We start from the raw sequence: 23327 nt of genomic DNA on the forward strand, positions 1-23327 counted from the left end.
CCTCCGGATTGCTCCGGAGGGGGCGCCGACGGTTGTTCAGAGCTTGCGCAGCAGCGCGCGGCGGACCTTGTGGTCGGCGCCCTTCTGCAGGATCAGGGTCGCCCGGCCGCGGGTGGGCAGGACGTTCTCCAGCAGGTTGGGCTTGTTGATGGTGCGCCAGACCTGGCGGCCGTAGTCCATCGCCTCCGCCTCCGGCACCTCGGTGAAGCGGCGGAAGTAGGAGTTCGGGTCCTGGAAGGCCGTGTCGCGCAGCTTCTTGAAGCGGGACAGGTACCAGTTCTCGATGTCGTCCGTCCGGGCGTCGACGTAGATCGAGAAGTCGAAGTAGTCGGCGACGGCGAGCCGGGTGCGGCCGTCGGTGCCCGGCAGGGCCGGCTGGAGGACGTTCAGGCCCTCCACGATCAGGATGTCCGGGCGCTCCACGGTGAGGTGGCGGTCCGGCACGATGTCGTAGACCAGGTGCGAGTACACCGGGGCGCTCACCCGGTCCTTGCCCGCCTTCACGTCCGCGACGAAGCGCATCAGCGCCCGGCGGTCGTACGACTCGGGGAACCCCTTGCGGGCCATCAGGCCGCGCCGCCGCAGCTCCGCGTTGGGCAGCAGGAAGCCGTCCGTGGTGACCAGCTCGACCCGCGGGTGCTCGGGCCAGCGGGCCAGCAGCGCCTGCAGCAGCCGGGCGGTGGTGGACTTGCCCACCGCCACGGAGCCGGCCACGCCGATCACGAACGGGGTGCGGGTGCGTTCGGTGTCCCCGGTGTCCAGGAAGCTGCCCACCGCCCCGCGCAGCTCGTGGGTGGCGTGGATGTAGAGGTTCAGGAGGCGGGACAGCGGCAGGTAGACGTCCCGGACCTCGTCCAGGTCGAGGGCGGTACCGAGGCCGCGGAGCCGTTCCACCTCCTCGGCCGTCAGCGGGAGGGGCGTACGCTCGCGCAGCGCGCTCCACTCGGCCCGGCTCAGGTCGACGTACGGCGACGGTGAGGGGCCGGGCGTGGCGGCGCCCCGCGTACAGAGTTCGGTCAGCACATGCTCCATTGTGGGCCGTACGGGCCGTACGGGCTGCTGTGGTGTCTGTCACGCTGAGTGTGCGCAAGCCGCTGAGCGTCGGCTGAAGCGGCCCGGAGGCGGCCGGCAGACGGGGGGCGGCGTCGCGGCGTCCGGGCTGTCGCCCGGACGGTTTCTCCTCAGTCGCCGCAGCTCCGCTGCCACTCCGTCGTCGGCACCGCCCGGACTCGGCCCGAACGTCGCTCCTTCGCCCGCCCCCCGTCTGCCGGTCGCCTTATGCTGGCACGCATGTGCGGAATTGTTGGATATGTGGGCGCTCAGCCCGCTCTTGACGTAGTAATCGCAGGTCTGCAACGGCTGGAGTACCGGGGGTACGACTCCGCCGGTGTGGCCGTCCAGACCCTTGGCTCCGACGGGCAGTGGAGCCTCGCCACCGACAAGCGGGCCGGCAAGCTCGCCAACCTTCAGAAGTCGCTCGCCGAGGTGCCTCTCCCCGGCGGCACCACCGGAATCGGCCACACCAGGTGGGCCACCCACGGCGGTCCGACGGACGCCAACGCCCACCCCCACCTGGACGACGCGGCCAAGGTCGCGGTCGTCCACAACGGCATCATCGAGAACTTCGCCCAGCTGCGGGCGGAGCTCGCCGAGCGCGGTCACACGCTGCGCTCGGAGACCGACACCGAGGTCGTCGCCCACCTGCTGGGCGAGGCCTACGACGGTGACCTCGCCGAGGCCATGCGGGTGGTCTGCGGCCGCCTCGACGGCGCGTTCACCCTCGTCGCCGTGCACTCCGACGCCCCGGACGTGGTCGTCGGCGCGCGCCGCAACTCGCCGCTGGTGGTCGGGCGCGGCGTGGGCGAGAACTTCCTCGCCTCCGACGTCGCGGCGTTCATCGCGTTCACCCGCGAGGCGATCGAGCTGGGCCAGGACCAGGTGGTCGAGCTGCGCCCCGAGGGCGTGACGGTCACCAACTTCGACGGCACCCCCGCCGAGGTGCGCGAGTACCACGTCGACTGGGACGCCTCGGCCGCCGAGAAGGGCGGCTACGACTACTTCATGCTCAAGGAGATCGCCGAGCAGCCGAAGGCCGTCGCCGACACCCTCCTCGGCCGGATCGGCACCGACGGCCGGCTCACCCTCGACGAGCTGCGGATCGCCGACGCGGACCTGCGCGCCGTCGACAAGGTCGTCATCGTGGCCTGCGGCACCGCGTTCCACGCCGGCATGATCGCGAAGTACGCGATCGAGCACTGGACCAGGATCGCCTGCGAGGTCGAGGTGGCCTCCGAGTTCCGCTACCGGGACCCGATCCTGGACGAGCGGACGCTGGTCATCGCCATCTCGCAGTCCGGCGAGACGATGGACACCCTGATGGCGCTGCGGCACGCCCGCGAGCAGGGCGCCAAGGTGCTGGCGATCTGCAACACCAACGGCTCGACCATCCCGCGCGAGTCCGACGCGGTGCTCTACACCCACGCCGGCCCCGAGGTCGCGGTCGCCTCCACCAAGGCGTTCCTGACCCAGCTGGTCGCCTGCTACCTGGTCGCGCTGTACCTCGGCCAGGTCCGCGGCACCAAGTGGGGCGACGAGATCTTCGCCGTCATCAAGGAGCTCGGCCAGGCGCCGAAGGCCATCGAGCAGGTCCTGGAGACCATGGAGCCGGTCCGCGAGCTGGCCCGCTCGCTCGCGGACGCCAAGTCGGTGCTGTTCCTCGGCCGGCACGTGGGCTTCCCGGTCGCCCTGGAGGGTGCGCTCAAGCTCAAGGAGCTGGCGTACATGCACGCCGAGGGCTTCGCGGCGGGCGAGCTCAAGCACGGGCCGATCGCGCTGATCGAGGAGGGCCTGCCCGTCGTGGTGGTCGTCCCCTCGCCGCGTGGGCGTTCGATCCTGCACGACAAGATCGTCTCCAACATCCAGGAGATCCGGGCCCGCGGCGCGCGGACCATCGTGATCGCCGAGGAGGGCGACGAGGCGGTCGTCCCGTACGCCGACCACCTGATCCGCATCCCGGTCACGCCGGTGCTGCTCCAGCCGCTGGTGTCGACGGTGCCGCTGCAGGTCTTCGCCTGCGAGCTGGCCACCGCCAAGGGCCACGAGGTGGACCAGCCGCGCAACCTGGCGAAGTCGGTCACGGTCGAATAGGCCGGACGGGTGCCCCTGCGGTCGCTGTGCCCTGCCGCAGGGGCGCCCTGCCGAAGTGGTGCCCTGCCGAAGTGGTGCCGTGTCCAGCGCGAACGAGAACGGCGCCGGCAGGTCGAGCGGCTTGCCGAAGGCGACCCGGGTGCGGGCGGTGCAGTCCCCGTCCTCCGGGTCCGTGCAGAGCGTGACGTGGCCGTCGCCGCGGTCGACCAGCAGGTGGCAGGGGACGCCGGCGGCGGCGTGGCCGAGGCGCTCCGGACCGAGGTCCTTGGCGGGGCCGGTGGACGTGACCTCCGGGACGTACCGGTCGTGCCGCGCAACACCGTGGGGCTGCGGGCCGGCGCCGGAGGGCTTCGAAGCGGCTCTCACCCGAAGGTGTGCCGTAAGGTCCCGGGCAGCGAGGGACCGTGGCGGAGGAGTGTTGAGCGTGATCATCGGGGTCGGGATCGACGTGGCCGGGATCGAGCGGTTCGGGGAGGCGCTGGAGCGCACGCCCGGGATGGCCGAGCGGCTGTTCACCGGGGCCGAGCTGACGCTGCCGTCCGGGGCGCGGCGCGGAACGGCCTCGCTGGCCGCGCGGTTCGCCGCGAAGGAGGCGCTGGCCAAGGCCCTCGGCGCGCCCGCCGGGCTGGCCTGGCACGACGCCGAGGTGCACACCGAGGCGTCCGGCCGGCCGGTGCTGCGGGTGACCGGGACGGTCGCGGCCCGCGCCGCCGAACTCGGCGTCAGCTCGTGGCACGTGTCGCTCAGCCACGATGCGGGCGTAGCGTCGGCGGTAGTGATCGCCGAAGGCTGAGACCCTCGCCGAGACCCTCCAGGAGGCCGAGGAATGCGCCACGCCCACACCGTCGAGCAGATCCGGACCGCCGAGGCCGCGCTGATGGCCCGGCTGCCCGACGGCACCCTGATGCAACGGGCCGCCGCCGGCCTCGCCGCGACCTGCGCCCGGCTGCTGGCGGACCGCCGCGGCCGGGTCTACGGCAGCCGGGTGGTGGTGCTCGCGGGCAGCGGCGACAACGGCGGTGACGCCCTGTACGCCGGTGCGCTGCTGGCCCGGCGCGGCGCCGCCGTCACCGCCGTGCTGCTCGCCCCGGAGAAGGCGCACGCGGCCGGCCTGGCCGCGCTGCTGGCCGCCCGGGGCCGGGTGCTGACCGGGCAGCAGGACGGCCTGGCCGCCTTCGCCGCCGCCGACCTCGCCCTGGACGGGATCGTCGGCATCGGCGGCCGGGGCGGCCTGCGGCCCGCCGCGCAGCCGTACGCCGCCGGGCCGCGCCCCGGCCTGGTCGTCGCGGTGGACGTGCCGAGCGGTGTGGACGCCGACACCGGCGAGGTGCCGGGCGCGGCCCTCCGGGCGGACGTCACGGTGGTCTTCGGCAGCTACAAGCCGGGACTGCTGGTCGACCCGGGCGCCTCGTACGCCGGGGCGGTGCAGCTGGTCGGGATCGGCCTCGACCTGCCGGACGCGGCCCTGACGGCCCTCCAGCACGAGGACGTGGCGGCCCTGCTGCCCCGGCCCGGGGCGGAGAGCGACAAGTACCGGCGGGGCGTGGTCGGGATCGCGGCCGGCTCGGCGAAGTACCCGGGGGCGGCCGTGCTCGCGGTCGCGGGGGCGCTGCGCGGGGGCGCGGGCGCGGTGCGGTACGTGGGGTCGGCGGCGGAGGAGGTCGTCCGGCGGTTCCCCGAGGTGCTGGTCACCGAGGGCGGGCCGGCCGGTGCCGGGCGGGTGCAGGCCTGGGTGGTCGGGCCGGGCGGGGGCGAGGGCGCCGAGCAGGCGCTGCGGGAGGCGCTGGCGGCCGACGTCCCCGTCCTGGTCGACGCGGACGGCCTCACCGAGCTGGCCAGGCTGGGCCCGGCCGCGCTGGCCGGGCGCACCGCCCCGACCCTGCTCACCCCGCACACCGGCGAGGCCGCCCGGCTGCTCGCCGGCGCGGACGGCGGACCGCCCCCGGACGCCGGCGGTCTGGCGGCGGCCCGGCTGCGCACCGCGCGCCGGCTGGCGGCCGGCTACCGGGCGACGGTGCTGCTGAAGGGCTCGACCACGGTCGTCGCCGAGCCCACCGGCGCGGCCCGGGTCAATCCGACCGGCACCTCGTGGCTGGCCACGGCCGGCAGCGGGGACGTCCTGGCGGGGTTGGCCGGTTCGCTGCTGGCGGCCGGCCTGGGCCCGCTGGACGCCGCCTCCGTCGCGGCCTGCCTGCACGGCCTGGCCGGGCGCCGGGCCGCCGGCAGCGGCGCCCCGGTGGCGGCGACGGACGTGGCCCGGGCGTTGCCGGCGGTCTGGCGGAGCGTCCACCCGGCCGCTCCGGGCCGATGACGGGCCGCCGCCCGGGGCGCGGCGACGCCGGGTCGTTCGGCAGGCACCCGGGGCGGTCTGGGAGACTGACCCCGATGACAACTGCGAAGACGACCGGGCGGGCCACCTTCACCGACGCCCCCGGCCGACACCACCGGGCTGAGGCGACCATCGATCTGGCCGCCCTGCGCGCCAACCTGGCCGCCCTGCGCGAGCGCACCGGCGGCCCCGCGGTGATGGCCGTGGTCAAGGCGGACGCCTACGGCCACGGCGCGCTGCCGTGCGCCCTGGCCGCGCTGGAGGCGGGCGCGAGCTGGCTCGGCGCGGCGACCCCGGAGGAGGCGCTCGCGCTGCGCGCCGCCGGCATCGGCCCGGACCGCGCCCGCATCCTGTGCTGGCTGTGGACCCCGGGCGGCCCGTGGGCGCAGGCGCTGCGGGCCGGCATCGACATCTCCGTCAGCGGGCAGTGGGCGCTCGACGAACTGCTGGCCGCCGTCCGCGAGAGCGGCGTGCCGGCCCGGGTGCACCTGAAGGCCGACACCGGCCTCGGGCGGGGCGGCTGCCAGCCGCGGGACTGGCCCGACCTGGTCGCCGCCGCGCTGCGGGCCGAGGCCGAGGGCCTGCTGACCGTGGCCGGCCTCTGGTCGCACTTCGCGGCGGCGGACGAGCCCGGCCACCCGTCCATCCAGCTCCAGCTGGACGGCTTCGCCGCCGCGCTGGCGTACGCGGAGGGCATGGGGGTGCGGCCCGAGGTCCGCCACCTGGCGAACTCGCCGGCCACCCTGCTGCTCCCGCAGTCGCACTACGACCTGGTCCGCCCCGGCCTCGCGATGTACGGGCTCTCGCCCGTCCCCGAGGTCGGCGCCCCGGGCGACTTCGGGCTGCGCCCGGTGATGTCGCTGACGGCCCGGCTGGCCCTGGTCAAGGAAGTCCCCGGCGGACACGGTGTCAGCTACGGCCACCACTACACCACCGCGGGCCCCACCACGCTGGGCCTCGTCCCGCTCGGCTACGCGGACGGCATCCCCCGGCACGCCAGCAACACCGGGCCGGTGCAGATCGGCGGCAAGTGGCGCACGGTGGCCGGCCGGGTCGCGATGGACCAGTTCGTGGTCGACCTCGGCGGGGACACCCCGGCGGTCGGCGAGGACGTCCTGCTGTTCGGCAGCGGCGAGCACGGCGAGCCGACGGCCGAGGACTGGGCGCTGGCCTGCGGCACCATCTCGTACGAGATCGTCACCCGGGTCGGTACCCGGGTGCCCCGGCGCTACGTCGGGGCGACCCCGGCCGGCGGCTTCCCGGCGGGCGGCCCCGGGGCATGAGCGAGGACGACGGCAACCCGATCGCGGCCATCGCGAGCGCCTCGGCCGGCGTCAGCCGGGCCGGCCTGATCGGCATCTCGGTCGGCGTGGTCGCCGCCGGCGCCGCCGCCGGGGTCGCGGTGGAGCGGCTCACCGTCGGCCGGGCGATGCGCCGCCGGGCCCGCGAGGCCCTGGACGCCACCGCCCCCTACGGCTCGGTGCGCGGGCGCCCGCGCACCGTCGCGGCCCCCGACGGCACCGAGCTGTACGTCGAGCTGGACGGCCCCGGCTGGCCCGGCCCCGCCCAGCCGTACCCCGAGGACGACGGCAGGGGCCCGCGCCGGGCCTGGTTCGCCCGGCGGCGCGGCGAGAGCGGCCCGACCGGTGCCGGCGACGGCCAGGGCGTCGACCGGGCCGGGCTGCCCGGGGTGCTGGCAGGCTCCGGCGTGCTGGCGCGGGCGGGCAGCCGCAGGAGCTTCGGCAGCCCGACGACCAGCGGCGCCGCCCCGCTGACCGTGGTGTTCTGCCACGGCTACTGCCTCAACCAGGACGCCTGGCACTTCCAGCGGGTCGCGCTGCGCGACAGCCTGCGGCTGGTCCTCTGGGACCAGCGCAGCCACGGCCGCTCCGAACGCTCCCGCTCCCACCTGGCCGGCGAGCCGACCAGCATCGACGGCCTCGGCGGGGATCTCAAGGCCGTCCTGGACGCCGTCGTGCCCGAGGGCCCGATCGTGCTGGTCGGCCACTCGATGGGCGGCATGACGGTGATGGCGCTCGCCGAGCAGCACCCGGAGCTGTTCCGCGACCGGGTCGCCGGGGTCGCGCTGATCGGCACCCTGGCGGGCGACTGGGACAGCGTCAGCCTCGGCCTGCCGGCCGTCGGCGCCAAACTGTTCCGGCGGGTCGCACCCGGTGTGGTCAAGCTGCTCGGCCGGCAGGTCGGACTGGTCGAGGCGACCCGGCGGTTCGGCGCGGACTTCGCCGCCGTCCTCTACCGCCGGTTCTCCTTCGGCGGCAAGGACGTCGACCCGGGTGTGGTCCGCTTCGCGGAACAGCTGCTCGACGCCACCCCGATCGACGTGGTCGCCGAGTTCTACCCGGCCTTCAGCGCGCACGACAAGCTGGCCGCACTCGCCGCCCTCCGGGGCGTCCCGACCCTCGTGCTGGCCGGCACCAAGGACCTGCTCACCCCGCCCGGCCACAGCGAGGCGATCGCCCGGGCCCTGCCGGACGCCGAACTCGTCCTGGTCGAGAACGCCGGGCACCTGGTCATGCTGGAGTGCCCCGACCTGGTCGACCGGCACCTCGCCGGGCTCCTGCAGCGGGCCGCCGAGTACCGGGGCGCGGCCGCGCTGCCGCAGGCCGTCCGGGAGCTCGCCGGACCACAGCCGCTCTGAGACGCCGGTGGCCGCGCCCGGTGCGGCCGTGGGCCCGGGGCTGACGACGGCGGCCTTCGCCCTGGTCGGTGATGCGGAGGTCCGCACGCGGGCCGATGGCGGCGTCCGGCCCCTCGCCGAGGGGGCAGAGCGCGGCCCGCGCCGGATGTGGCACCGTAGCGGTGGCGGCCGACCGGCGGCGCCGTACGGATCGAAGGGCACGACACACGCATGGGCTCGCACGCCACTCTCACCGTTCCCACTCCCGAGCGGATGGGCCGGCTCGGCCGGGAACTGGCCGCGCTGCTGCGCCCCGGCGACCTGGTGCTGCTCTCCGGCGAGCTGGGGGCGGGCAAGACGACGCTGACCCGGGGCCTGGGGGAGGGGCTCGGGGTGCGGGGGGCCGTCACCTCCCCGACCTTCGTGATCGCCCGGGTGCACCCGTCGCTGGTCGGCGGACCGGCCCTGGTGCACGTGGACGCGTACCGGCTGGGCGGCGGCCTCGACGAGATGGAGGACCTCGACCTGGACGTCTCGCTGCCGGACTCGGTGGTGGTCGTCGAGTGGGGCGAGGGCAAGGTCGAGCAGCTCTCCGAGGACCGGCTCGAAGTCCGGATCGAGCGCACGCTCGGCGGCGCGGTGCCCGCTGCCGGGGCGCCGGCCGAGGCCGAGGACGGCTCCGACCCGAGGCGGGTGGTGCTGACCGGGCTCGGGGCCCGCTGGGACGGCGCCGCCCTGGCCGCGCTCGCCGGAGGGTGAGGCCGGTTTTTCCGACAGACTGTCGGTACGGTGTTGCGGCCGGGGCGCCGGGCATGGTGGGATGGTGCTTCGGTTAGGTCTGCCTAACTAGGGAGGCGCCATGTCGAGCACCACCCCCGCCCCGGAGCGCGCACCGCGTGACGGGGCCGGCGAAGCAGCAGCCCGTCCCGTACCCGGCTCCGCTTCCGTCACCGGGCCGGCGATGCGGAGACTGCTGGCCGCCTGTGCGGCCGCCGAGGCCGTGTCCACCCCGCCCGGGCAGCCCGGGCCGAGGGAGCACCGTACGGCCGCCTGAGCCGTGGCCGGCGGCCCGTCCGGGCGCCCCGGTCAGGCGATGACCACGACCTTCGTCCCGTTCGGCGCGAAGTCCCAGAGCAACTGGCCGTCCTGCCGGCTCTGGCGGATGCCGCCGGTCTTGGCCGCCGGGTCGGCGGTCGGCGTGGCGCCGTCCTGGGCCGCGCTGAAGCCGAACACGATCCCGTTCTGCTGGGTGAACAGCACCACGTGCTCGATCTGCTTGCCGTCGGTGCCCGTGGTGGTCGGCCGCCGGTTGTAGACCGTGTAGCTGCCCACCGTCGGATCCACCGAGCCCGGTGTGACCGCGAAGGCCGCCTGGACCTGCGGGGTCTTCTTCGGGTCGACCAGCCAGACGTGGTGCGTGCCCACCGAGTAGACCACCCGCAGGCCGGTGCCCGAGGTGGTGGGCAGGGCGGGCATGGTCGGCGTGGCCGAGGCACTTGGCGCGGCGGCGGCGGCCGTGCCGGAGGCGGACGGCGAGGGGCCGGCCGAGGTGGCGCTCACCCCGGGCTTCGGTCCGCCCGCGCGGTCCTGGGCGCCGTTGGCCTGGAAGGCCAGCAGGCTCACGACCGCCAGGGCCCCCAGGGTCAGCCCGGTGACCACCACTCCAGGACCCAACTTCGCCACGTGTGCTCCCACCGCCGTCCGGAAACCGTCGGCCCCAATCGTGCCAGGTCCGCCGGGCCCGGCCGCACCGATCCGCACGTGTGTTCCGCAACGGCACGGAAAGTCGATCCGCCGGGGCGTGGCCGCCCGGCACCCGGGCGACGCCGTTCCCCGTCCACCGGGCGGTCTAACCTGGACCCGTGCTGCTGCTCGCGTTCGACACCGCCACCCCCGCCGTCACCGCCGCCGTCCACGACGGCACGACCGTCCTGGCCGAGGCCTACCAGCTCGATGCCAGACGCCACGGCGAACTGCTCCTCCCCGCCATCGACCGGGTGCTGCGGGAGGCCGGTGTCGACAAGCACCGGCTGACCGGCATCGCCGTCGGCGTCGGGCCCGGCCCGTACACCGGCCTGCGGGTCGGCCTGGTCACCGCCGCCGCGCTGGGCGACGCCCTCGGCCTGCCCGTGCACGGCGTCTGCACCCTCGACGCGATCGCCCACCAGGCCCGCGCCGAAGGCCTGGCCGGCCCGTTCACCGTCGCCACCGACGCGCGCCGCAAGGAGGTCTACTGGGCCTCCTACGACGCCGACGGCGCCCGCACCGAGGGCCCTGCGGTGGACCGCCCCGCCGACCTGGCGCCCGGCCCGCAGTCGGTCGGCGCCGGCGCGCTGCTCTACCCCGGCGCCTTCCCCGACGCCCACGGCCCCGAGCACGTCTCGGCCGGCGCGCTCGCCGGGTACGCCGCCGCCGAGCTGGCCGCCGGGCGCGAGCTGCTGCCCAACATCCCGCTGTACCTGCGGCGCCCGGACGCCCAGGTGCCCGCCGGCTACAAGGCGGTGCTCCCGGCGTGAGCCCCGGCCCGAACGGCGGCGCCGCCGGCCCGAACGGCGTCACGCTGCGCCCCATGCGCTGGTGGGACATCGCCCCGGTGATGGAGCTGGAGCTTCGGCTCTTCCCCGAGGACGCCTGGTCCACCGGGATGTACTGGTCCGAACTCGCCGAGACGCACCCCGGCGGCACCCGCCACTACACCGTCGCCGTCACCCCCGACGGGGCCGTGGCCGGCTACGCGGGCCTGATGGCGGTGGCCGGCGAGGGCGACGTGCAGACCATCGCGGTCGACGACCGGCTGCAGGGCGCCGGCCTGGGCGCCGCGCTGCTCGCCGACCTGATCGGCGAGGCCGCCCGGCGCGGCTGCGCCGAACTGCTGCTGGAGGTCCGGGTCGACAACCCGCGGGCCCAGCGGCTGTACGAGCGCTTCGGTTTCGAGCCGGTGGGCATCCGGCGCGGCTACTACCAGCCCGCCAATGTCGACGCCCTCGTGATGCGCCTCGACCACCCCGCGCTCGACCACCCCACGACAGATGTGAAGACCGACGTGAACAAGGATCCCCGTCATGGCTGACGAACCGCTCGTCCTCGGCATCGAGACCTCCTGCGACGAGACCGGCGTGGGCATCGTGCGCGGCACCACCCTGCTTGCCGACGCGGTGGCCTCCAGCGTCAACGACCACGCCCGCTTCGGCGGCGTGGTGCCCGAGATCGCCAGCCGCGCGCACCTGGAGGCGATGGTCCCGACCATCCGGCGGGCGCTGGAGACGGCCGGCGTCAAGGCCTCCGACCTGGACGGGATCGCCGTCACCGCCGGCCCGGGCCTGGCCGGCGCGCTGCTGGTCGGCGTCTCCGCCGCGAAGGCGTACGCCTGGGCGCTCGACAAGCCGCTGTACGGCGTCAACCACCTCGCCTCGCACATCTGCGTGGACCAGCTGGAGCACGGCCGGCTGCCCTCGCCCACGATGGCCCTGCTGGTCTCCGGCGGGCACTCCTCGCTGCTGCTCAGCGAGGACATCACCAGTGACGTCCGCCCGCTCGGCGCGACCATCGACGACGCGGCCGGCGAGGCCTTCGACAAGGTCGCCCGGGTGCTCGGCCTCGGCTTCCCCGGCGGCCCGGTGGTCGACCGGATGGCCCGCGAGGGCGACCCGAGGGCGATCGCCTTCCCGCGCGGGCTGAGCGGCGCGAAGGACCCGGCCTACGACTTCTCGTTCTCCGGCCTGAAGACCGCCGTCGCCCGCTGGGTCGAGGCGAAGCGGCGGGCCGGCGAGGAGGTGCCGGTCGCGGACGTCGCCGCGTCCTTCCAGGAGGCGGTCACCGACGTGCTGACCCGCAAGGCGGTCCGGGCCTGCCGCGACAACGGCGTCGACCACCTGATGATCGGCGGCGGCGTGGCCGCCAACTCGCGGCTGCGCGAGATGGCCCAGCAGCGCTGCGACAAGGCCGGGATCCGGCTGCGGGTGCCGCGCCCTGGCCTGTGCACCGACAACGGTGCGATGGTCGCCGCGCTCGGCGCCGAGATGGTCTGGCGGGGCCGTTCGCCCTCCTCGGCCGACCTGTCCGCCGACTCCTCGCTGCCGGTCACCGAGACCCACGTCCCGGCCACCGCGGCACCTGAGCACACGGACGTGCACGGCGAGGCGCTCCGGGCGCTCGGCGGCGGCCGGTGACCCGCGCCGCGATGTGGGAGGCCCGGGCGGCCGACGGCCGCGGCGCCGAACTCCTCGCCTGGGTGCGCTCCGCCGTGCTGCCCGCGCTGCGCGGCTCGGCCGGCCTCGTCCGCACGGAGCTGCTCGGCGCGCCCGGCGACCGGGTGCTGCTGATCACCTGGTGGGACGGCGAGCCGCTGCCGGTCACGGACCCGCCCGCCGCGCTGCTCGGCCGCCCGGTGCACCGCTGGGCGTTCACCAGCGAGCACGTCGAGTAGCCGGCCCGGGCCCGGCGCGCCCGGCCGGTCACCCGGCGTCGCGGGCCGTGCCGGTAGCGTGCTCCTGGGAGTCTGCTGGACGATTTCGGGGAGCACGGCGCGGTGACGACGGACGGCTTGGGCAGGGCGGGCATGTACGCGGTGGGGGCACTGGCGTTCGCGGCACTCCTCAGCGGCTGCGGGGGCGGTACCGGCCGCGCCCCGGCGGCGAGGAGCGGCACGCCGCAACCGGTCGTCCCGTCCGGGGCCGGCACACCGGCGCCCGCCCCGGCGCCGGTGACCGCGGTGCCGACGGCCGCGGGGAGCGCCGCGGGCGCCCCGGCCGCCTGGGCGAAGTGGAACCTGAAGCCGCTGCCCGCCGCGCCGGCCGCGCCCGCCGACAAGCCGGTGAAGCTGACCGCCACCGGCGCCGTCCCCGTCCTCAGCGACATCAGGACCACCGACAGGGTCGTCTTCGTCACGATCGACGACGGGGCCGAGAAGGACCCGAAGTTCGTCGAGATGCTGACCGACCTCAGGGTGCCGGTCTCGATGTTCCTGACCCGCGACATCGTCAAGGACGACTACGGCTACTTCAAGCCGTTGCAGGCCCTCGGCAACCACATCCACAACCACACCGTCGACCACCCGGCGATGAGCACCAAGCCGGCCGACGTGCAGAAGGCCGAGGTCTGCAACGCGCAGGCCGCGCTCACCCAGCAGTACGGCACGGCGCCGCTGCTCTTCCGCCCCCCGTACGGCGACGGGGCGAACACCGCGGCGCTCAACACGGCGGTGCAGCAGTGCGGGCCGCGCGCGATCGTGCTCTGGCGCGAGTCGATGCAGATCCACGACATGCAGTACCAGGCGGCCGACAAGAAGCTGCGGCCCGGCGACATCGTCCTCGCGCACTTCCGCGGCCCGAAGGACCTCAAGGGCGAGACGATGACCCAGATGTTCGGCGAGCTGCTCAGCCGGATCCAGGAGCAGGGCTTCGCGGTGGCCCGGCTGGAGGACTACATCCAGCCACCGGCCTAGGTCTGCGCCTGCGCCTGGTCCGGGCCTCCGGCCGGGGCCGTCACCGGCCGGCCGATCATCATCAGGTGCCCGTCGCCGACCCGCGACAGGATGACGGTCGCGGAGTTGGGCCCCTCGGGCTTCAGCTTGCGCCGCAGTTCCTCCGGGGTCATCGCGAGGCCGCGCTTCTTGATCACCACGGTGCCGGCGCCGCGCTCGCGCAGCAGCGCCTTCAGCCGCTTCACGTTGAACGGCAGCACGTCGGTGAGCTCGTACGCGTGGGCGTGCGCGGTGGGCACCAGGTGGTCCGCCGTCACGTACGCGATCATCGGGTCGATCAGCCGGCCGCCGACCTCCCGGGCGACCTCGGCGACCAGGTGGGCGCGGATCACCGCGCCGTCCGGCTCGTACAGGTAGCGCCCGACCGGCCCGGCGGCCGGGTCCGGCAGGTCGCCCCCGGTCAGGGTGGCGCCGAGCGGCAGCAGGGTCGCCCGGTGGCGGTGGTCCGCCCCGGTGCCGAACCAGAGCACGGCCTCCTTCACGTCGCCGTGGTCGGACACCCACTCCGCCTCGGCGTCCTCGGGGACCAGCTCGTGCGGGATGCCCGGCGCGATCTTCAGCGCCCCGACCGGCGTCCGGCGCGCGGCCCCGACGGCCCAGGACAGCGGCGGGGAGTACGCCTCGGGGTCGAACACCCTGCCCTTGGAGGTCCGCCGGCCCGGGTCGGTGAACACCGCGTCGTAGCCCGTCACGTCGACGTCCGCGACGTCCGCGCAGCGCACCTCCACCAGCTCCGCCACGCCGAGCGCCGCGGCGTTCGCCGCGGCGGCCGCGCAGGCCGCCGGGTCGCGGTCGACGGCGAGGACGGCGATCCCCGCCCGGGCCAGCGCGATCGCGTCGCCGCCGATCCCGCAGCACAGGTCGGCCAGCCGCCGTACGCCCAGCGCCGCGAACCGCCGGGCCCGCCACTCGGCGACGCTGCGCCGGGTGGACTGCTCGACCCCGTTCGGCGTGAAGTACATCAGCGCGGCGTCCTCGCCGAACTTGGCCTGCGCCCGCTGGCGCAGCCGGGCCTGCGCGAGGGCGGCGGAGACCAGCCCGGCGGGGTGGTCGCGGCGCAGCCGGGTGGCCAGCGCCAGCTCGTCCCCGGGCGAGTACTCGCGCAGTTCGGCGAGCAGTGACTGCCCCTCGGGGGTCAGCAGGGCCTGCAGGTTCTCGGTCTCCACCGGGCCATTGTCCCGCCTCGCCGGCCGGCTCCGGGTTCAGCCTCCGGGACAAGTGTGGGCGCTGTCGCCGCGGGGGACACAGGGGGCGGGCGCGCCGGTCGGCCGCGGCGGCTCCTCGGGCGGAGAGGACCGTGATCAGCGGGAGGACCGCCGACGCGGCGGCCGTCATGATCCGGCTCCCGCCGCCCGGGGCGGGCGAGGCCTGCCCGAGCAGGACGAGGAAGGCGGTCGTGACCTCCAGGACGAGCAGCAGGACCGTGCTCGCCAGGCCGGGCAGTGCTCCGGGCGGTTCGCCGGCTCCGGTGGGCAGGCCGGCAGTCTGCACCCGCCCGGCCCGTACGCGCGTGCGGTTCTGCGGAATGCTCCGGCACGTCGTTGGCACTCTGGTTGACTGAGTGCTAACCGCGGCCTATGGTCGTCGTTAGCACTCCCCACCGGGTGAGTGCTAACCGGTGCAGCGTGTCTGACCCCCGCGACGGCAGGCACGCAGTCACCACAAAGACCTGTAAGACAACCCCGTAATCTCCGAAGGGGAGCTCGGACGTGACCACCAGCAGCAAGGTTGCCATCAAGCCGCTCGAGGACCGCATTGTGGTCCAGCCGCTCGACGCCGAGACCACCACGGCCTCCGGCCTGGTTATCCCGGACACCGCCAAGGAGAAGCCCCAGGAGGGCGTCGTCCTGGCCGTCGGCCCGGGTCGCTTCGAGGACGGTCAGCGTCTTCCGCTCGACCTCGCCGTGGGCGACATCGTCCTGTACTCGAAGTACGGCGGCACCGAGGTGAAGTACAAGGGCGAGGAGTACCTCGTCCTCTCGGCCCGCGACGTTCTCGCGGTCATCGAGAAGTAAGACCTCACGGGCCCTGCGGGTCCGTATCCGCCCGCCCCGGATCCGTGTCTTCAACGACAGGGGCCCGGGGCGCGGCTGTTGGCTCACGTATTCAGTAACCCTGAGGGAAACGGGAACATGCCGAAGATTCTGCAGTTCGACGAGGACGCCCGCCGCTCGCTGGAGCGCGGTGTGAACAAGCTGGCCGACACCGTCAAGGTGACCATCGGCCCCAAGGGCCGCAACGTCGTCATCGACAAGAAGTTCGGCGCCCCGACCATCACCAACGACGGTGTCACCATCGCCCGTGAGGTCGAGCTGGACGACCCGTACGAGAACCTTGGCGCGCAGCTCGTCAAGGAGGTCGCCACCAAGACGAACGACGTCGCGGGTGACGGCACCACCACCGCGACCGTGCTCGCCCAGGCCCTGGTCAACGAGGGTCTGCGCAACGTCGCCGCGGGCGCCGGCCCGGCCGCCCTGAAGAAGGGCATCGACAAGGCCGTCGCCGCGGTCTCCGAGCACCTGCTCTCGATCGCCCGTGAGGTCGACGGCAAGGACGACATCGCCGCCGTCGCCGGTCTCTCGGCGCAGGACTCCCAGGTCGGCGAGCTGATCGCCGAGGCGATCGACAAGGTCGGCAAGGACGGTGTCATCACCGTCGAGGAGTCGAACACCTTCGGCGTGGAGCTGGACTTCACCGAGGGCATGCAGTTCGACAAGGGCTACCTCTCGCCGTACTTCGTCACCGACGCCGAGCGTCAGGAGGCGATCCTCGAGGACCCGTACATCCTGATCAACCAGGGCAAGATCTCCTCCATCCAGGAGCTGCTCCCGCTGCTGGAGAAGATCCTGCAGGGCGGCGCCACCAAGCCGCTGCTGATCATCGCCGAGGACGTCGACGGCGAGGCGCTGTCCACCCTCGTGGTGAACAAGATCCGTGGCACCTTCAACGCGGTGGCCGTCAAGGCCCCGGGCTTCGGTGACCGCCGCAAGGCCATCCTCGGCGACCTGGCCACCCTGACCGGTGCCACCGTCATCTCCGAGGAGGTCGGCCTCAAGCTCGACCAGGCCGGTCTGGACGTGCTGGGCAGCGCCCGTCGCGTCACCATCACCAAGGACGACACCACGGTCGTCGACGGTGCCGGCGAGTCGGACGCCGTCGCGGGCCGCGTCAACCAGATCAAGGCCGAGATCGCCAACACCGACTCGGACTGGGACCGCGAGAAGCTGCAGGAGCGCCTGGCCAAGCTGGCCGGCGGCGTCTGCGTCATCAAGGTCGGCGCCGCCACCGAGGTGGAGCTCAAGGAGCGCAAGCACCGCCTGGAGGACGCCATCTCGGCGACCCGTGCCGCGGTCGAGGAGGGCATCGTCGCCGGTGGTGGCGCCTCTCTCGTGCACGCTCAGAAGGTGCTCGACGGCGGCCTGGGCCTGACCGGCGACGAGGCGACCGGTGTCGCGGTCGTCCGCAAGGCGCTCGCCGAGCCGCTGCGCTGGATCGCCCAGAACGCCGGCCTCGAGGGCTACGTCATCACCTCGAAGGTCGCCGAGCTGGAGGCCGGTCACGGCTACAACGCGGCCACCGGCGAGTACGGCGACCTGGTGAAGGCCGGCGTCATCGACCCGGTCAAGGTCACCCGCTCCGCGCTGGAGAACGCCGCCTCGATCGCCTCGCTGCTGCTCACCACCGAGACCCTCGTGGTGGAGAAGCCGGCCGAGGAGGAGAACGGCTCCGGTCACTCGCACGGCGGCCACGGCCACTCGCACTGACACCGTCCGCGGTGATGCAGTGAAGCGTTGAAGCAGTGAAGCAGTGAGACTCTCCGCAGGCCCGGCCCGTACCCTCGTGGTGCGGGCCGGGCCTGCGGCGTTCGGCCGTCCGGGGCTGTTCCAAGGTTCAACCAAATATCAGATTAATTTTGTTCGCCGCAAAGAATGGCTTATAACTGAGCCATGATCGAGGCCCGCCATCTCCGTGTCCTGCGAGCCGTCGCCCGGACCGGCTCCTTCTCCGCCGCCGCCCGCGAGCTGGGCTGCACCCAGCCGGCCGTCAGCCAGCAGATGAAGGCCCTGGAGAAGTCGGTGGACACCCCGCTGGTGGTCCGGGCCGGGCGCGGCATGCAGCTCAGCGAGGCGGGCCAGGTGCTGCTCAAGCACGCCACCGGCATCCTGGCCGGCCTCTCCGCCGCCGAGGAGGAGGTCGCCGCGATCGCCGGGCTGCGCGCCGGGCGGGTGCGGCTGGTGTCCTTCCCGACCGCGAGCTCCACCCTGGTGCCGGCCGCCGTCGCCCAGCTGCGCGACAGCCACCCCGGGGTCCGGGTGTCGCTGGTGGAGGCGGAGCCCACCGAGTCGCTGGCGATGCTGCGCGGCGGCGAGTGCGAGGTCGCGCTGGCCTTCCGCTACCCCGACTCGCAGGGGGGCCTGGTCCTGCCCTCCCCGCACAGCACCCCGCGCGAGGCCCGGGCCGAGGCGACGCTGGAGGCCGCCGCCGCGGCGGCGGCGGGGGACTGGTCGGACCTGGTGGTCCGGCCGCTGCTGGACGACCCGCTGGTCGGGGTGCTGCCCGCCGGGCACCCGCTGGCGCGGCGCGCCGACGGCGCGCCGGTGGAGCTGGCCGACCTGTCGCAGGAGCAGTGGATCGCCGGCTGCCCGCAGTGCCGGGGCCATCTGGTGGAACTCTGCGCGGGTGCGGGCTTCGAGCCGCGGATCGACTTCGCGACGGACGACTACCCCGCGGTGGTCGGCCTGGTCGCCGCCGGGCTCGGGGTGGCGGTGCTGCCGGGGCTGGCGCTGGACTCGGTGCGCCAGGACGGCGTGTCGGCCGTCCCGCTGCGGGCGGCGTCGGGTGAGCCCGCGAGGCGGCAGGTGGTCGCGCTGACCCTGGCCGACCTGGCCGAGGTGCCGGCCGTGTCGCTGATGCTGGACCGCCTCGCATGGGCGGCGGCCGCTCGCTGACCGCCCGTCCTGGCCTGACTGCCTGTCCCTCACGCTGTCCCTCACGCCGGTGCCCGTCCGCACCCGCGCGCGCCACGCCGCCGGGTGGGCCGACCGGGTGGTTTCCGTCGGCCTGCGGGCGCCAGGGAAGCCGTGAAGAAACGTTTCTTCACGGTGGAAGCGGGGCCCGGTCTAGCGCCGTACGCCCGACGGAAGGGTCAGCGGGACCTCGGCCAGCCGGTTGCGCGAGCGCCCCATCAGCTCCTCGCGCTCGTCCTCGGTAAGGCCGCCCCAGACACCGTACGGCTCACGCACCGCCAGGGCGTGCGCCGCGCACTCGGTCCGTACCGGGCAGCGCATGCAGACCTCCTTGGCACTGGCCTCGCGTGAGCTGCGCGCAGCTCCCCGCTCGCCCTCCGGGTGGAAGAAGAGCGAACTGTCCACGCCCCGGCATGCGGCGGAGAGCTGCCAGTCCCAGAGATCCGCGTTCGGGCCGGGGAGGCGGGAAAAATCTGCCATGGCTCATTCCCTTCAAGGGCTCGTCGGCTCCGCGCCGGCCCGGTCACTGCTCGGCGAGGCTTCGATGCGCTGGTGTGGACACCTGGAAATATGACTTAAGGCAACCTCATGGACAAGTCACCCACAGAGTGGCACAACAGTCAATGACCACAGAAAAGCTATAAAAACGGGCAAAGCGGGCACATGGTTTGGGTGGACGATGCGTGGCAAACGAGTGGCCGGTGCGGGCGTACAGCTCCCTACCGGCGTGCGCGTCGCGCGCCGACCGCGCACGAGCTGCAGAAAAGTGCGGCGCGCGCCCCGCGATGCGGCTGATCCGTAACGGGTCGGCCACGTACAGTGGTGGAGATGGCCCTGAAGGCCGTAACTCATTCGAGTGACGGTCGTTGGATGTGCGGAGGCGGTTAGCGGGCGCCGGACGTCGGGAACGATCGCGGGGGAGAACCCGGCGATCAGCACGAGGTCTGTCGTCAATCGGCCGTGTCGGAGAGATTCGTACCAGCCAGGAGGCTCAACGTGACGCGGATCAGCAGCGGAGGACGGTCATGACTTCCGTTCTCGTTTGCGACGATTCCCCGCTTGCCCGCGAGGCGCTTCGCCGCGCGGTCGCGACCGTACCCGGCGTCGACCGGGTCACCACCGCGACGAACGGTGAGGAGGTCCTCCGCCGCTGGGTGGCCGACCGCTCCGACCTCGTCCTGATGGACGTCCGGATGCCCGGACTCGGTGGCGTCGAGACGGTCAGGCGGCTGCTGTCCGCCGACCCGGGCGCCCGCATCATCATGCTCACCGTCGCGGAGGACCTCGACGGCGTCGCCCTCGCGGTGGCCGCCGGGGCCCGTGGCTACCTGCACAAGGACGCCTCGCGCGCCGAGCTGCGGGCCACCGTCACCCAGGCCCTCGCCGACCCGACCTGGCGGCTCGCCCCGCGCCGGCTGCGCAGCCCCGACATGGGCGCCGCACCGACGCTGACGGCACGTGAGATCCAGGTGCTGGAGGGTATGAGTCACGGCCGCAGCAACGCCGAGATCGGCCGCGAGCTGTTCCTCTCCGAGGACACCGTCAAGACGCACGCCCGGCGGCTGTTCAAGAAGCTCGGCGCCTCGGACCGCGCGCACGCGGTGGCCCTGGGATTCCGGTGGGGCCTGGTCCGCTGACCGACCGCAGACCTGCCGTCCGGAGCGCCCTCCTCGCGATTACCCTCGCGCAGACGTGTGACGTTACGGTCCCGAGGTTGCACCATGGAGGAGTGGAGCACCTCGGGGACCAGCGGGCAGGAACTGCGGCAGGCAACGCAGCCGCAGGACACTCGGCGGACGATGCGCCGGCCGGGACGACCGACGGCGGCGGGGCGGGAGGCGGCACTGTGCACGACGGTCCGGTGCACGACGGCGCGGGGCCCGACCCGGGGGCCCAGGCCGCCCCCGAGCGCGGGCTGCCGGGGGCCGGGCTGCCGCCACGCACGGTGGCAGCGCATAACGTTCCGGTGCACAACTCCGGACGCGGTGCCATGTTTTCCGGTCCGACCAGGCACCATGGACCGATGCGCGACGACGTTGCCTCCGCCATGGGCGGGGCGGACCCAGAGGAGGCCGGGCTCTCCGGCCCGGGTCAGGAGTCGCCGCACGCCGACGGCCCGGCCGATTCCGTACCGGCCGTCGAACCTGCCGAAGCCGCCGAAGCCGCCGCCGTGACCGATCTGGCGGACGACCTGGCGCCGGACGGACTGCCCGACGGCCTGCCGGATCACGAGCCGTCCGACGGCGTGGGCCCGGACCGGGCGCCGGTGCTCGGCACCGCCGGATCCCCGCTGATGACCGACCTGGTCGCCGCCGCCGTCCGCGGCGAGGGCCCGGCCATCGACACCCTGCTGGCGTACGTCCACCCGCTGGCGCTGCGCTACTGCCGCGGCCGGCTGGTCCGGCTGCCCGGCGGTGCGCGCCACCACGTGGACGACGTGGCCCAGGAGGTCTGTGTCGCGGTGCTCTGCGCGCTGCCGCGCTACCGCGACCAGGGCCGCCCGTTCGAGGCGTTCGTCTACGGCATCGCCGCACACAAGATCGCCGACCTGCAGCGGGCCGCCATGCGCGGCCCCGGCTCGACCGTGATCCCGCCGGACGACCTGCCCGAGCTCCCCGACGACGCACTCGGCCCCGAGGAGCGGGCGCTGCTCAGCAGTGACGCGGCCTGGGCCAAGGAGCTGCTCTCCAACCTGCCGGCCCGGCAGCGGGAGCTGGTGCTGCTGCGGGTCGCCGCCGGGCTGTCGGCGGAGGAGACCGGAGAGGTGCTCGGGATGTCGCCGGGCGCCGTCCGGGTCGCGCAGCACCGCGCGCTGAGCCGGCTGCGGGCCCTCGCGGAGGAGTCCTCCTGATCCGGGGCCGCCCCCGCGCGGGGGCGGGGTGGTACCGGCACGCACGGGTCGCGGAATCACCCACGGGCCGTCGGTGTTGTCAAGGGGGCGCGAGTCGGCATTCCCGGTGCCAGTACGATGGGGTATCGGCGCCTGGGCTGGCCGCCAGAGTTTCGTGGGTGCGGACGGGGTTCCCCTGGAGGTTCCTCCAAGGCACCGAGCGTCTCGGTGGCCCGCGCCCTGCCGGTGAGCGCGAGGGTGTGACGGGGCCGCACGGCGGCCGTCCGTCCTCCCGCGCGAGTGACCAAGGTGCGCCCCGCCCTGAGCCGGGCGCACACAGTTGGATTCGGCCGGCCACGGAAGGTACCCCCGAAAATGTCTTACAACGCCGCAGGCGTACCCGAGAAGTTCGCGATGCTCGGACTCACGTACGACGACGTCCTGCTGCTGCCCGGGGCGTCCGAAGTGCTGCCGAACCAGGTCGACACCTCCTCGCGGGTCTCCCGCAACGTCCGGGTGAACATCCCGCTGCTGTCCGCGGCGATGGACAAGGTCACCGAGTCGCGGATGGCGATCGCGATGGCCCGCCAGGGCGGCGTCGGCGTGCTGCACCGCAACCTGTCGATCGAGGACCAGGTCAACCAGGTCGACCTGGTCAAGCGCTCCGAGTCCGGCATGGTCACCGACCCGATCACGGTCGGCCCGGAGACCACGCTCGGCGAGGCCGACGCGCTCTGTGCCAAGTTCCGGATCAGCGGCGTGCCGATCGCCGACGAGACCGGCCGGCTGCTCGGCATCGTCACCAACCGCGACATGGCCTTCGAGTCGGACCGCAGCCGCAAGGTCCGCGAGATCATGACGCCGATGCCGCTGATCACCGGCAAGGTCGGCATCTCCGGCGAGGACGCGATCGGGCTGCTCCGCCGCCACAAGATCGAGAAGCTGCCGCTGGTCGACGACGAGGGCCGGATCAAGGGCCTCATCACCGTCAAGGACTTCGTCAAGGCCGAGAAGTACCCGACCGCCGCCAAGGACGCCGAGGGCCGCCTGCTGGTCGGCGCCGCCGTCGGCGCCAGCGCCGAGGCCTTCGACCGCGCCCAGGCGCTGGTCGGCGCCGGCGTGGACTTCCTGGTCGTCGACACCTCGCACGGCCACAGCCACAACGCGCTGTCCTGGATCGCCAAGATCAAGGCCGCCGTCGGCATCGACGTCGTCGGCGGCAACGTCGCCACCCGGGACGGCGCCCAGGCGCTGATCGACGCCGGCGTGGACGGCGTCAAGGTCGGCGTCGGCCCCGGTTCGATCTGCACCACCCGCGTGGTCGCCGGCATCGGCGTCCCCCAGGTCACCGCGATCTACGAGGCCGCGGTGGCGTGTCAGGCGGCCGGCGTGCCGGTCATCGGCGACGGCGGCCTGCAGTACTCCGGCGACATCGGCAAGGCGCTCGCCGCCGGCGCCGACACGGTGATGCTCGGCAGCCTGCTGGCCGGCTGCGAGGAGTCGCCCGGCGAGCTGCTCTTCATCAACGGCAAGCAGTTCAAGTCCTACCGCGGCATGGGCTCGCTGGGCGCCATGCAGTCGCGCGGCCAGGGCCGCTCGTACTCCAAGGACCGCTACTTCCAGGCCGAGGTCTCCTCGGACGACAAGCTCGTGCCCGAGGGCATCGAGGGCCAGGTGCCGTACCGCGGCCCGCTCTCGGCCGTGCTGCACCAGCTGGTCGGCGGACTGCGCCAGACCATGGGCTACGTGGGCGCCGCCACCGTCGCCGAGATGGAGAGCAAGGGCCGGTTCGTCCGGATCACCTCGGCGGGCCTCAAGGAGAGCCACCCGCACGACATCCAGATGACCGTCGAGGCACCGAACTACACCAGCCGCTGACCCGTCGCCGGCGCTGTAGCCAGGCCCGCGTGAGGCCCGCCACCACCCCGTGGCGG

Annotated in this window: 22 protein-coding genes; 18 read left to right on the forward strand and 4 right to left on the reverse strand. The window is 74.0% G+C overall.

Features of this window, described 5'->3' with window-relative positions; genetic code table 11:
• Positions 1–36: 36 nt before the first annotated feature.
• Entirely contained in the window at positions 37–1032 is a 996-nt protein-coding gene (coaA, locus tag ACFUK0_RS33345; RefSeq protein ID WP_380256504.1) for a type I pantothenate kinase, read from the reverse strand.
• A gap of 258 nt (positions 1033–1290) precedes the next feature.
• Between coaA and glmS the strand changes: the two genes are divergently transcribed.
• The 7 genes from glmS (at position 1291) to ACFUK0_RS33380 (ending at position 9168) form a co-directional block, all read left to right on the forward strand.
• On the forward strand, positions 1291–3147 hold the full coding sequence (gene glmS / locus ACFUK0_RS33350) for a glutamine--fructose-6-phosphate transaminase (isomerizing) (RefSeq protein ID WP_380256506.1): 1857 nt from the start codon (positions 1291–1293) through the stop codon (positions 3145–3147).
• Positions 3148–3571: 424 nt separating this feature from the next.
• Positions 3572–3940, forward strand: a complete 369-nt coding sequence (locus ACFUK0_RS33355; protein ID WP_380256508.1) for a holo-ACP synthase — start codon at positions 3572–3574, stop codon at positions 3938–3940.
• Between the two features lie 33 nt (positions 3941–3973).
• The gene (locus ACFUK0_RS33360) at positions 3974–5458 is read left to right on the forward strand and encodes an NAD(P)H-hydrate dehydratase (RefSeq protein WP_380256510.1); all 1485 of its coding nucleotides are present in this window, start codon (positions 3974–3976) and stop codon (positions 5456–5458) included.
• Positions 5459–5532: 74 nt separating this feature from the next.
• Positions 5533–6759, forward strand: a complete 1227-nt coding sequence (gene alr, locus ACFUK0_RS33365; RefSeq protein WP_380256512.1) for an alanine racemase — start codon at positions 5533–5535, stop codon at positions 6757–6759.
• Entirely contained in the window at positions 6756–8135 is a 1380-nt protein-coding gene (locus tag ACFUK0_RS33370) for an alpha/beta fold hydrolase (protein WP_380256514.1), read from the forward strand. Before alr ends, ACFUK0_RS33370 begins: the two co-directional genes overlap by 4 nt.
• Before the next feature lie 210 nt (positions 8136–8345).
• On the forward strand, positions 8346–8873 hold the full coding sequence (tsaE, locus tag ACFUK0_RS33375; RefSeq protein ID WP_380256516.1) for a tRNA (adenosine(37)-N6)-threonylcarbamoyltransferase complex ATPase subunit type 1 TsaE: 528 nt from the start codon (positions 8346–8348) through the stop codon (positions 8871–8873).
• 100 nt (positions 8874–8973) lie between these two features.
• Positions 8974–9168 (forward strand): hypothetical protein, encoded by a 195-nt coding sequence (locus tag ACFUK0_RS33380; protein ID WP_380256518.1) that lies wholly within the window; start codon positions 8974–8976, stop codon positions 9166–9168.
• A 32-nt stretch (positions 9169–9200) separates the two neighbouring features.
• Here ACFUK0_RS33380 and ACFUK0_RS33385 read toward each other — a convergent pair whose 3' ends face one another.
• On the reverse strand, positions 9201–9797 hold the full coding sequence (locus ACFUK0_RS33385) for a hypothetical protein (protein WP_380256520.1): 597 nt from the start codon (positions 9795–9797) through the stop codon (positions 9201–9203).
• 179 nt (positions 9798–9976) lie between these two features.
• Here ACFUK0_RS33385 and tsaB point away from each other — a divergent pair, with 179 nt between their 5' ends.
• The 5 genes from tsaB to ACFUK0_RS33410 all read left to right on the forward strand — a co-directional run bounded on the left by tsaB (position 9977) and on the right by ACFUK0_RS33410 (position 13557).
• Complete coding sequence (tsaB, locus tag ACFUK0_RS33390) at positions 9977–10630, forward strand: tRNA (adenosine(37)-N6)-threonylcarbamoyltransferase complex dimerization subunit type 1 TsaB (protein ID WP_380256522.1); 654 nt, start codon at positions 9977–9979, stop codon at positions 10628–10630.
• Positions 10631–10683: 53 nt separating this feature from the next.
• Positions 10684–11184, forward strand: a complete 501-nt coding sequence (rimI, locus tag ACFUK0_RS33395) for a ribosomal protein S18-alanine N-acetyltransferase (RefSeq protein WP_380256540.1) — start codon at positions 10684–10686, stop codon at positions 11182–11184.
• Positions 11177–12283 (forward strand): tRNA (adenosine(37)-N6)-threonylcarbamoyltransferase complex transferase subunit TsaD, encoded by a 1107-nt coding sequence (tsaD, locus tag ACFUK0_RS33400; protein ID WP_380256524.1) that lies wholly within the window; start codon positions 11177–11179, stop codon positions 12281–12283. Before rimI ends, tsaD begins: the two co-directional genes overlap by 8 nt.
• Positions 12280–12540 (forward strand): hypothetical protein, encoded by a 261-nt coding sequence (locus tag ACFUK0_RS33405; RefSeq protein WP_380256526.1) that lies wholly within the window; start codon positions 12280–12282, stop codon positions 12538–12540. The genes tsaD and ACFUK0_RS33405 overlap by 4 nt, the downstream gene beginning before the upstream one ends.
• A gap of 102 nt (positions 12541–12642) precedes the next feature.
• Positions 12643–13557: a polysaccharide deacetylase family protein gene (locus ACFUK0_RS33410; protein ID WP_380256528.1), complete on the forward strand. Its 915-nt coding sequence runs from the start codon at positions 12643–12645 to the stop codon at positions 13555–13557.
• On the opposite strand, the gene ACFUK0_RS33415 is transcribed toward ACFUK0_RS33410, so the two are convergent.
• Positions 13554–14762: a methyltransferase domain-containing protein gene (locus tag ACFUK0_RS33415; RefSeq protein WP_380256530.1), complete on the reverse strand. Its 1209-nt coding sequence runs from the start codon at positions 14760–14762 to the stop codon at positions 13554–13556. The two genes, ACFUK0_RS33410 and ACFUK0_RS33415, sit on opposite strands and share 4 nt — an antisense overlap.
• A gap of 543 nt (positions 14763–15305) precedes the next feature.
• On the opposite strand from ACFUK0_RS33415, the gene groES reads away from it, so the two are divergent.
• From groES to ACFUK0_RS33430, 3 genes are all read left to right on the forward strand, one after another.
• Entirely contained in the window at positions 15306–15611 is a 306-nt protein-coding gene (groES, locus tag ACFUK0_RS33420; protein ID WP_049654366.1) for a co-chaperone GroES, read from the forward strand.
• 117 nt (positions 15612–15728) lie between these two features.
• Positions 15729–17360, forward strand: a complete 1632-nt coding sequence (gene groL / locus ACFUK0_RS33425; protein WP_380256532.1) for a chaperonin GroEL — start codon at positions 15729–15731, stop codon at positions 17358–17360.
• Between the two features lie 183 nt (positions 17361–17543).
• Positions 17544–18545 carry a LysR family transcriptional regulator gene (locus ACFUK0_RS33430; RefSeq protein ID WP_380256534.1) on the forward strand — a complete coding sequence of 334 codons (1002 nt, stop codon included), beginning with the start codon at positions 17544–17546 and terminating at the stop codon, positions 18543–18545.
• A gap of 171 nt (positions 18546–18716) precedes the next feature.
• Here ACFUK0_RS33430 and ACFUK0_RS33435 read toward each other — a convergent pair whose 3' ends face one another.
• The gene (locus tag ACFUK0_RS33435; protein WP_380256536.1) at positions 18717–19043 is read right to left on the reverse strand and encodes a WhiB family transcriptional regulator; all 327 of its coding nucleotides are present in this window, start codon (positions 19041–19043) and stop codon (positions 18717–18719) included.
• Positions 19044–19588: 545 nt separating this feature from the next.
• Between ACFUK0_RS33435 and ACFUK0_RS33440 the strand changes: the two genes are divergently transcribed.
• The 3 genes from ACFUK0_RS33440 (at position 19589) to guaB (ending at position 23271) form a co-directional block, all read left to right on the forward strand.
• Positions 19589–20200: a response regulator transcription factor gene (locus tag ACFUK0_RS33440; protein WP_014136228.1), complete on the forward strand. Its 612-nt coding sequence runs from the start codon at positions 19589–19591 to the stop codon at positions 20198–20200.
• Positions 20201–20856: 656 nt separating this feature from the next.
• Positions 20857–21414: an RNA polymerase sigma factor ShbA gene (gene shbA / locus ACFUK0_RS33445; protein ID WP_380256542.1), complete on the forward strand. Its 558-nt coding sequence runs from the start codon at positions 20857–20859 to the stop codon at positions 21412–21414.
• 354 nt (positions 21415–21768) lie between these two features.
• The gene (guaB, locus tag ACFUK0_RS33450; protein ID WP_380256538.1) at positions 21769–23271 is read left to right on the forward strand and encodes an IMP dehydrogenase; all 1503 of its coding nucleotides are present in this window, start codon (positions 21769–21771) and stop codon (positions 23269–23271) included.
• The last annotated feature ends 56 nt before the right edge of the window (positions 23272–23327 follow it).

The organism is Kitasatospora sp. NPDC057223 (assembly GCF_042669755.1).
Classification (GTDB): Bacteria; Actinomycetota; Actinomycetes; order Streptomycetales; family Streptomycetaceae; genus Kitasatospora.

Coding starts and splice junctions, on each gene's coding strand:
- coaA (WP_380256504.1), bottom strand. CDS start 1,032: ATGGAGCATGTGCTGACCGAACTCTGTACGCGGGGCGCCGCCACGCCC.
- glmS (WP_380256506.1), top strand. CDS start 1,291: ATGTGCGGAATTGTTGGATATGTGGGCGCTCAGCCCGCTCTTGACGTA.
- ACFUK0_RS33360 (WP_380256510.1), top strand. CDS start 3,974: ATGCGCCACGCCCACACCGTCGAGCAGATCCGGACCGCCGAGGCCGCG.
- alr (WP_380256512.1), top strand. CDS start 5,533: ATGACAACTGCGAAGACGACCGGGCGGGCCACCTTCACCGACGCCCCC.
- ACFUK0_RS33370 (WP_380256514.1), top strand. CDS start 6,756: ATGAGCGAGGACGACGGCAACCCGATCGCGGCCATCGCGAGCGCCTCG.
- tsaE (WP_380256516.1), top strand. CDS start 8,346: ATGGGCTCGCACGCCACTCTCACCGTTCCCACTCCCGAGCGGATGGGC.
- ACFUK0_RS33380 (WP_380256518.1), top strand. CDS start 8,974: ATGTCGAGCACCACCCCCGCCCCGGAGCGCGCACCGCGTGACGGGGCC.
- rimI (WP_380256540.1), top strand. CDS start 10,684: ATGCGCTGGTGGGACATCGCCCCGGTGATGGAGCTGGAGCTTCGGCTC.
- tsaD (WP_380256524.1), top strand. CDS start 11,177: ATGGCTGACGAACCGCTCGTCCTCGGCATCGAGACCTCCTGCGACGAG.
- groL (WP_380256532.1), top strand. CDS start 15,729: ATGCCGAAGATTCTGCAGTTCGACGAGGACGCCCGCCGCTCGCTGGAG.
- ACFUK0_RS33430 (WP_380256534.1), top strand. CDS start 17,544: ATGATCGAGGCCCGCCATCTCCGTGTCCTGCGAGCCGTCGCCCGGACC.
- ACFUK0_RS33435 (WP_380256536.1), bottom strand. CDS start 19,043: ATGGCAGATTTTTCCCGCCTCCCCGGCCCGAACGCGGATCTCTGGGAC.
- ACFUK0_RS33440 (WP_014136228.1), top strand. CDS start 19,589: ATGACTTCCGTTCTCGTTTGCGACGATTCCCCGCTTGCCCGCGAGGCG.
- shbA (WP_380256542.1), top strand. CDS start 20,857: ATGACCGACCTGGTCGCCGCCGCCGTCCGCGGCGAGGGCCCGGCCATC.
- guaB (WP_380256538.1), top strand. CDS start 21,769: ATGTCTTACAACGCCGCAGGCGTACCCGAGAAGTTCGCGATGCTCGGA.